Genomic DNA, 7,923 nt, shown 5'->3' on the forward strand with positions numbered 1-7,923 from the left:
CTGTTGCACTCGCCGCAATCCTTACCAATAAGGGCGATATGCTTCGTTCCTTAAGTAATCTTAAACGCGCGATTTAACTCTTTAACAATCTAATTTTTTACATTTACTATCCTCATAGGGATAGTCTGCCCTTTTTTAGGTCATATTATTAGTAGTTATCCTAATTTTACTATTTTTAATTCTCTAATCTATATTCAATTTTTTAAAGATCAATTATGCTCATCTCTATTTTGTATCCTATAATAGTATTCAAAAATACGCAAAATAGTATTCAAAGATACATAAAAGACATATTAGTGAGGTGATATCATTAATAAACATCTAAAAGTTATTAGACAAATCTATAAATCTCCATTTCTGAAGTTTGTTATTTTTTAGTACACTTTTCTAAGGTTTTATAATATTTTTGTAACTGTTACTTAACCCCCTATACTTTTTATTTCCTATTCACATTAATCTGTCTTTTAAATAATTTATCTTCACCAACATTTACTTATGAAAGAATACTATAAATAGCTCTTTATTTAGACACCAAAAAGGACTGCCTCATTATTTCTAATGTAACAGTCCTAAACAGTACCTATTTTATTCTTCCATCCACTTAGTCCATTCTTCAGGTTTATACCCTGCAGTTGCTTTCTTTCCATTTCTAACAATTGGTGTTACTATTAAGCTTTGATCTTTTAAAAGTAACTCTTCCTTAACTTCTACACTTCTTACATTGCTAAGGTTAGATTTTGCATAATTCTTTGCCTTAGTATTAATTATTTCATTAATTCCTGCAGCACATCTAACAGAATTAAGCTCTCCTTTACTCATACCCTTTTCTTTCATATCAATAAATTGATATTTTATTCTTCTCTCCTTAAAAAATCTCTCTGCTTTCTTTGTGTCAAAACACTTTTTAGTTCCAAAAATTTGTATATTCATATATCCTCCTAAATAACTTCTAATAAATCTATTGGTTTTTTTATCATATAATCAGGTTTAACTCTCATAAGTTCACTTAAATCTATTTCTGTATATTCAACTCCACAACATAAAGTACCAGCATTCTTTCCACACATTAAATCATAAGGACTATCCCCTACCATTAATACTTCTTTAGGATCTAGCTTTAATATTTCACAAGCTTTCATAGCTGGTTCTCCTTCTGGCTTATGTTTAGTTGTATCCTCTGGAGTTATTATAACATCAATATACTTAAATATGTTTGTAACCTTTAAACCTCTCTTAGCCATATCACGTTTTTTTGATGTTACTATTGCAATCTTGATATTTCTCTCCTTTAATTTTTCTAACATTTCTACTACTCCATCAAAAACTTTGCATAATGAATCATGATTAGCTTTATTATATTTTCTATATGTACTTATCATTTTATTAAGCATGATATCATCTTCTGCAAACTTAGATAAAGATTCTTCTAATGGTTTTCCATAAAATTTAGTTATTTCACTTTTTGGAAGTTCTTTATCAAAAATCTCCTTAAACATAAATAAAAAAGATTTATACGTTAACTCATTCGTATCTATAAGTGTTCCATCTAAATCAAATAATACTCCTTTTATCAAAATAATTTATCTCCTTTATACTAAAATATATATTTAATTATAATATATTTAGCAAAGTTATTTCTAACCTTTTTTAGAAAATATTCAAAAAACCTTTAATAATTGACATGTTTTTATTGATATATTTTTTATTTTTTACTAATTTTTATAATGTAATTGTATACTAGGTAATATTTATGATATAATATTCGTGAAAAAATACATGGAGGGATACAAATGAAAAAAATAATCACATTTGCTATGGCAATTATGATGACTTTAGGTTTATTGACTGGGTGTGGTAGTAACAACAAAAATGAATTACCTAAAGATCTTGTAGTTTATTTCGTACCATCAAGAGATGCTGACGAAATTGTTACTGCAACTGAACCATTAAAAGCACTTCTTAAAGATGAGCTTAATAAACAAGGATATGAATTTGATGATATCAATATCGAAGTTGGTACAAGCTTTGAAGCTGTGGGAGAAAGCTTAACTGCTGGTACTGCTCATGTTGGATTCATTCCAGGTGGTACTTATGTACTTTATGATGATGGTGCAGACGCTGTACTTACTGCTACAAGAAATGGTTTAAGCAAAGACTCTGAAAATCCAGCTGACTGGAATGATGGTAAGGCTACAGAAAAATCAGAAGAACAAGTTACTTACTATAAAGCTTTAGCTATTGCTGGTCCTTCAGCAAAAGGTCAAGAATTAGCCGCAAAAGTTAACTCTGGAGAAGAACTTACTACTGAAGATATGAAATCAGCAAAAATTGGTGTTATGAGCTCTTCATCACCAGCTGGATATATTTATCCATCATTATGGTTAAATGAAAAATTCGGATTAAATATAACTGACATTCCAAACGTTGTACAAAACGATTCTTATGGTAGCGCTATTACAAGACTTGCTTCAGGTCAACTTGATGTTATCTTCGCTTATGCTGATGTAAGAAGTGATTACGAAAACAAATGGACAAGCACTTCTGGAAAATCAATTTGGGAAGACACTAATATAATCGGTGTTATGGATAATATCTACAATGATACAATCTCTGTTTCTAAAAATGTAGATTTCATAGACGATGATTTTATAAAAGCTCTTCAAACAGCATTTATAAATATTGCTTCTACAGATGAAGGTAAAAACATAATATCTATTTACCAACACAATGGTTACCAAGTGGCTGAAGATGCAAACTACGACAGCGAAAGAAATGCGCAAGAATTAGTTAAGAAAACTAATAAGTAATTAAATTTAAATTAAGCCTCGCAGTAATATGCTGCGGGGTTTTAAAAAAACTATCATAAAATAAAAATCGGAAATAAAATTGGAGGGTCTATTTTGATCAAATTTGAACACGTAAATAAAGTATATCCTAATGGATATAAAGCATTAAATGATGTTTCCCTTGAAATTAAACAAGGTGAATTCGTGGCAATTATAGGTTTATCTGGTGCAGGAAAATCTACACTTCTTAGAACTATTAATAAAATGCACGACTTTACAGATGGTACATTAGAAGTTAACGGCTCATCTGTTAAAGATTTAAAAGGAAAAGAACTTAGACAATTTAGAAGAAAAATAGGTATGGTATTTCAATCATTTAACTTAATAACTAGAACTTCTGTTATTAAAAATGTACTTACTTCAAGAGTACCAGATCTTTCACCAATAAATTCTTTCTTTGGTATATATTCTAAAGAAGATAAAATTGCAGCTTTAGAAGCTTTAGATAAAGTTGGAATACTTGATAAAGCCTACGTAAGAACTGATAATCTTTCAGGAGGTCAACAGCAAAGAGTTGCCCTTGCTAGAACTCTTGCTCAAAAGCCAGAAATAATATTAGCAGATGAACCTGTTGCTGCCTTAGACCCTGTAACTGCAAAAGAAGTAATGAACGACTTTAAAAGAATAAATAAAGAAATGAATATTTCTGTATTAATAAATATCCACCATGTTGATTTAGCTTTAGAATATGCTGATAGAGTTATTGGTATTAAAGCTGGAAAAATCATATATGATGGGCCATCTGATAAAGTAGACGAAAAAGTTCTTGAAGAAATATATGGACGTAAGCTTTCTTCAGATGAAATTATGGGTGAATAATTATGAGTATATTAAAAAGTACATTTAAACCCGAAAAAATAAAATTAAGTAACGGCAAGGAAGTAACTCCTCCTAAATCAAAACTTTTATTTATTATATTAGGAGTTTTAGTTGCTATAGTATTCTCTGCTCAAATAACAGGTTTTGATACTGCAAAACTTATTAAAAAGGGGCATCAGTTCTTTGCTATTTTAGGCGATATGTTTCCACCTGATTTTAGTTATGCAAGTAGTGTCATTTCACCACTTGTAGAAACAATAAAAATGTCACTTTTAGGTTCAGCTATTGGTTCAACTATTGCACTTCCTTTTGCAATGCTTGCATCAGTAAATGTTAACCATAATAAACCAGTATTACTTACAGTAAGATTTATTTTAAGTATAATCAGAACACTTCCAACTCTTGTTATAGCTCTTATTGCTACTTATGTATTTGACCTTGGAGCATTTGCAGGTACAGTTGCTATTTGTATTTTCACAGTTGGTATAGTTTCTAAAATGATTTATGAAAGAATTGAAACAGTTGACATGGGAGCTTTTGAAGCAATGGAATCAGCAGGTTCTACAAAATTCCAATGTTTTAGATACGCTATTTTACCTCAAATCCTTCCAGCATACTTCTCTTCTGCTCTTTGGAGTTTTGAAGTAAATGTACGTTATGCTGCCATCCTTGGATATGTTGGTGCTGGTGGTATTGGTCTTGTTTTAAATGAAAAAATAGGTTGGAGAGAATATGACAAAGTTGGTATGATTTTATTAATGCTATTTGTTACAGTTGTCATAATTGAATATACTTCACAATATATAAGGGAGAGATTATCATAATGAAAGTAGATATAAAGAAACAATTAGAGAAAGAGCCAAAGCTTTGGATAGCCAAGTTATTTGTAACTGCTTTTATCTTCTCCATTATAATATGGGCTGGAAGTACAATTGAATATAAGGGTGTTCAAGATTCTGGATTATCTATAGCAAAAAATATTTTATTAGGTATAGTGTCTCCTGATGGAAAATTCTTATTTGATATTACTACTTCAGGAGTAATGTATCTATTACTTGAAACAGTATGTATTGCTTTTTTAGGAACTATTATTGGAGCTATAATCTCTGTTCCTCTTGCTTTCATTTGTTCAAGTAATATTGTGCCAAAATGGCTTGCTACTATAGGAACATTAATAATTGCATTTATTAGAACCTTCCCATCTTTTGTTTATGGGCTTATGTTTATAAGAGTTACAGGTCCTGGTGCCTTTGCTGGAGTGTTAACTATTGCAATATGTTCAATAGGTATGATTACAAAAATGTATATAGACTGTATTGCTGATTTAGATATTAAAATTTTAGAATCTCTTGATGCTGCAGGCTGTACAACTTTTCAAAAAATAAGATATGGAATATTACCACAACTTTCAACTGACTTTGTTTCAACTACAATTTATAGATTTGAAATAAATATTAAAGATGCTTCAATCTTAGGACTAGTTGGTGCTGGTGGTATTGGTGCCCCACTTGTATTTGCAATGAATTCTTATAAGTGGAATCAAGTTGGATCAATTTTAGTTGGTCTTATAATATTAGTTCTTATTGTTGAGTTTGCTTCTACAAAAATCAGAAAAAAACTTGCAAGAGGATAACCTTAATAAAGATACTATTCTTTAGTCATTATGCTAAGAATAGTATCTTTTTGATTGTTTATGATTTTTTTGGCTTTTTTACCATGCGATATTGATAATTTTTGACCGTTTTTAAAAACACATTTTAAATTTTTTCTTCTTTTTTTTTAAATTTTTATAATAATTAAGTTTTTAATTACAAAAAGTTGCTTTGTATTTTTTAATATGGTATATTAAGTAAGTCGCAATTAAGCATTGTAAACGATATTTAATATACATCTTATGATGAAAGGAAAAGAACATATGAAAAAATTTGATTATTTGTTATTCGTAAAGAAATTAATTCTATTTTTCGCAGGACTTTGGATAATTCAAACTGGTGTTGCAATATTTATAAAAGCAAATATTGGTTCAGATCCATTTACAGTATTCACTCAAGGTTTAGCTACATTATTAGGCATTACTACAGGTCAAGCAAACCTTGTTATATTATTTACATTCTTTGTAGTAATACTTTTAACTTCAAGAAAATCAATAAATATTGGAACTATTTTAGCTGTAGTATCTGCAGGTATATTCATTGATTTAATGACTAACGTGTTAGATAGTGTATCCTTCGATAGCTATAATATATTAATCAAATGTATTATATTAATTATTGGATGTATAATAATTGCTATTGGTTTTTCAATATTAATGACAGCAAGTCTTGGAGTAGCTCCAAATGACTTAATTCCTCTTATGTTACAAGAAAAATTAAAGGTTCAATATAGATGGATTCGTATAACTCTTGACGTAACTTTCCTTGTTATTGGATTCTTCTTAGGAGGAGTTGTTGGTGTTGGAACTGTTATTGCTGCCTTATGTCAAGGTCCAATAATTCAATTTATGATGCCAAAAATAGATAAAATATTAAAACCATTATTAAAAGCAAGTAACGAAGTATAATCTTAATTAAATTAATAGATAAAAGGATAAGAACCTAGAACTTTAGATTCTCATCCTTTTTTATTTATATTATTTAGCTTCTTTTTTCTTACTATAAATAGCTCCTGCTATTTATAACATAACTCCAGACATACATAAAGCTAAACTTCCAAGTTTATCTCCTGTCTTAACAGTTTTATTATTTTTTGAAGTATAAGTAGCTTTTTCAGATGACACATTTCCCTTTAGGTTATTACCTACTGAATTCTTAACTTCTTCATTATTATTTTCTTTAGTTTCTGATGTTTTTTCAGCTTCTGGAGCTTGTTCTGTTTTAGCTAATGACTTACCTTCTATTAGTTGAACTAAAGAATATAGTGAAGCAATATCATCTAATCTTCCTTTGATTAGTTCTGGTGCTTCTGTGTAGCTTGTTGGTCTCTCATATACAGCATTTGCAATATCCTTTACTGATTCAGTCTTTCCATTAACACCTGCAGTTTCATTAGATAATTTCTTTATTCCTTCTGCTATCTTACCACCAAATAAGAATGAACCAAACTTATTTTGATTAGTATTATCAAAAGCTCCAAAATTCTTATTTATCATATAGTCATTATATTCATTTACCTATATAACATCTAAAGTTTTACCAGCTTCAGTTTTTAAGCTTTGTATATATTGACTATCTTCAATTCCTAAAGTATTATATAGATTTTTAGTTTCAGAGAACATATCTATTAAAAGTACATTTTCTTCCTTAGCAACTTGTTTTACTGCTTCTACATATCTAAAATCATTGTAATTATCAGATCCACCATGATGACCAGGCGTAGATACAATTTTACCTTCAGAATCAAAATTTCTTCTTGAAACTGGTGTTACTAATACAGGAGTTGCTCCATTTTCACGTGCAAGTTTAATATATTCTTTTAAATACCATTTATATGTTTCCCCACAATCATATGAATAATATTCACTTCCATATTTCTTAATTGCAGATAATACTTTAGTTTTTGCTGTTTCTCTATCTTTTTCTGTTAATTTTGTATCAGCATTTAAAGCGTCTATGTAAGCTTGTGGCAATTCATTAGTTGATGTTTTTACTCCTGGTGTTGATGGATAAACTCCATTTTCATCTGGAGTTCCTAAAGGTACCATTCTATCATATAAAGTTGAATATCCCTTGCTATCATCATCATCATTATATCCAAATTGAACAAATAAGTAATCCCCTTCTTTTATATTATTACTTATTACTCCCATTCCTTTTGGCGCAATATTAGTGTTAAAATTACCATTATCTATTAATCTTCCTTCATTAATAAAACTTCTAGTACTTCTTCCACCTTCAGCATAATTTCTAATTTCAAATTTGCTTGTATCAATATACCTAGAAATCACTTCTCCCCATCCACATATAAACTGTTCATCTGTATAAGCTTTTACAGTACTATCTCCAGCAATATGTATTGTAGGTTTAGCTCCCTCATTAGTATTTCCTTCTGTAGCATAAGTATATATAGAAGCTGGCACAGACATAAGCATCATAACTCCCGAAATTAATACAGATGCAGTTTTAGTAATTTTTTTGTTCATTATTTATGGCTGTATTATGAATAAAAGTGATAAAATATGTCAATCATCTTAACAAAGATTTTTTAGGAGATGATGTATTTGAATTCGTATAATTACAATAATGTATTAGAAATAATAAAA

Annotated in this window: 9 protein-coding genes; 5 read left to right on the top strand and 4 right to left on the bottom strand. The window is 29.2% G+C overall.

The window, feature by feature from the left end; genetic code table 11:
• Positions 1 to 585: 585 nt before the first annotated feature.
• Both BM384_RS13435 and ppaX read right to left on the bottom strand, forming a co-directional pair.
• Positions 586 to 930, bottom strand: a complete 345-nt coding sequence (locus tag BM384_RS13435; protein ID WP_090014367.1) for an arsenate reductase family protein — start codon at positions 928 to 930, stop codon at positions 586 to 588.
• Positions 931 to 938: 8 nt separating this feature from the next.
• The gene (gene ppaX, locus BM384_RS13440; RefSeq protein ID WP_090014368.1) at positions 939 to 1,574 is read right to left on the bottom strand and encodes a pyrophosphatase PpaX; all 636 of its coding nucleotides are present in this window, start codon (positions 1,572 to 1,574) and stop codon (positions 939 to 941) included.
• Positions 1,575 to 1,790: 216 nt separating this feature from the next.
• On the opposite strand from ppaX, the gene BM384_RS13445 reads away from it, so the two are divergent.
• The 5 genes from BM384_RS13445 (at position 1,791) to BM384_RS13465 (ending at position 6,225) form a co-directional block, all read left to right on the top strand.
• Positions 1,791 to 2,807 carry a phosphate/phosphite/phosphonate ABC transporter substrate-binding protein gene (locus tag BM384_RS13445; RefSeq protein ID WP_090014370.1) on the top strand — a complete coding sequence of 339 codons (1,017 nt, stop codon included), beginning with the start codon at positions 1,791 to 1,793 and terminating at the stop codon, positions 2,805 to 2,807.
• Positions 2,808 to 2,900: 93 nt separating this feature from the next.
• Entirely contained in the window at positions 2,901 to 3,665 is a 765-nt protein-coding gene (gene phnC / locus BM384_RS13450) for a phosphonate ABC transporter ATP-binding protein (protein WP_090014371.1), read from the top strand.
• 2 nt (positions 3,666 to 3,667) lie between these two features.
• Entirely contained in the window at positions 3,668 to 4,489 is an 822-nt protein-coding gene (gene phnE, locus BM384_RS13455; RefSeq protein WP_090014373.1) for a phosphonate ABC transporter, permease protein PhnE, read from the top strand.
• Complete coding sequence (gene phnE, locus BM384_RS13460; RefSeq protein WP_090014374.1) at positions 4,489 to 5,298, top strand: phosphonate ABC transporter, permease protein PhnE; 810 nt, start codon at positions 4,489 to 4,491, stop codon at positions 5,296 to 5,298. Before phnE (BM384_RS13455) ends, phnE (BM384_RS13460) begins: the two co-directional genes overlap by 1 nt.
• Positions 5,299 to 5,580: 282 nt before the next feature.
• Entirely contained in the window at positions 5,581 to 6,225 is a 645-nt protein-coding gene (locus tag BM384_RS13465) for a YczE/YyaS/YitT family protein (protein ID WP_090014376.1), read from the top strand.
• A gap of 111 nt (positions 6,226 to 6,336) precedes the next feature.
• Here BM384_RS13465 and BM384_RS13470 read toward each other — a convergent pair whose 3' ends face one another.
• Both BM384_RS13470 and BM384_RS13475 read right to left on the bottom strand, forming a co-directional pair.
• Positions 6,337 to 6,813 carry a hypothetical protein gene (locus BM384_RS13470; protein WP_090014378.1) on the bottom strand — a complete coding sequence of 159 codons (477 nt, stop codon included), beginning with the start codon at positions 6,811 to 6,813 and terminating at the stop codon, positions 6,337 to 6,339.
• Between the two features lie 21 nt (positions 6,814 to 6,834).
• Positions 6,835 to 7,803 carry an SGNH/GDSL hydrolase family protein gene (locus tag BM384_RS13475; protein WP_139232121.1) on the bottom strand — a complete coding sequence of 323 codons (969 nt, stop codon included), beginning with the start codon at positions 7,801 to 7,803 and terminating at the stop codon, positions 6,835 to 6,837.
• Positions 7,804 to 7,923: the final 120 nt, after the last annotated feature.

The organism is Clostridium sp. DSM 8431 (assembly GCF_900116755.1).
In the GTDB taxonomy this organism is placed as follows: domain Bacteria; phylum Bacillota; class Clostridia; order Clostridiales; family Clostridiaceae; genus Clostridium.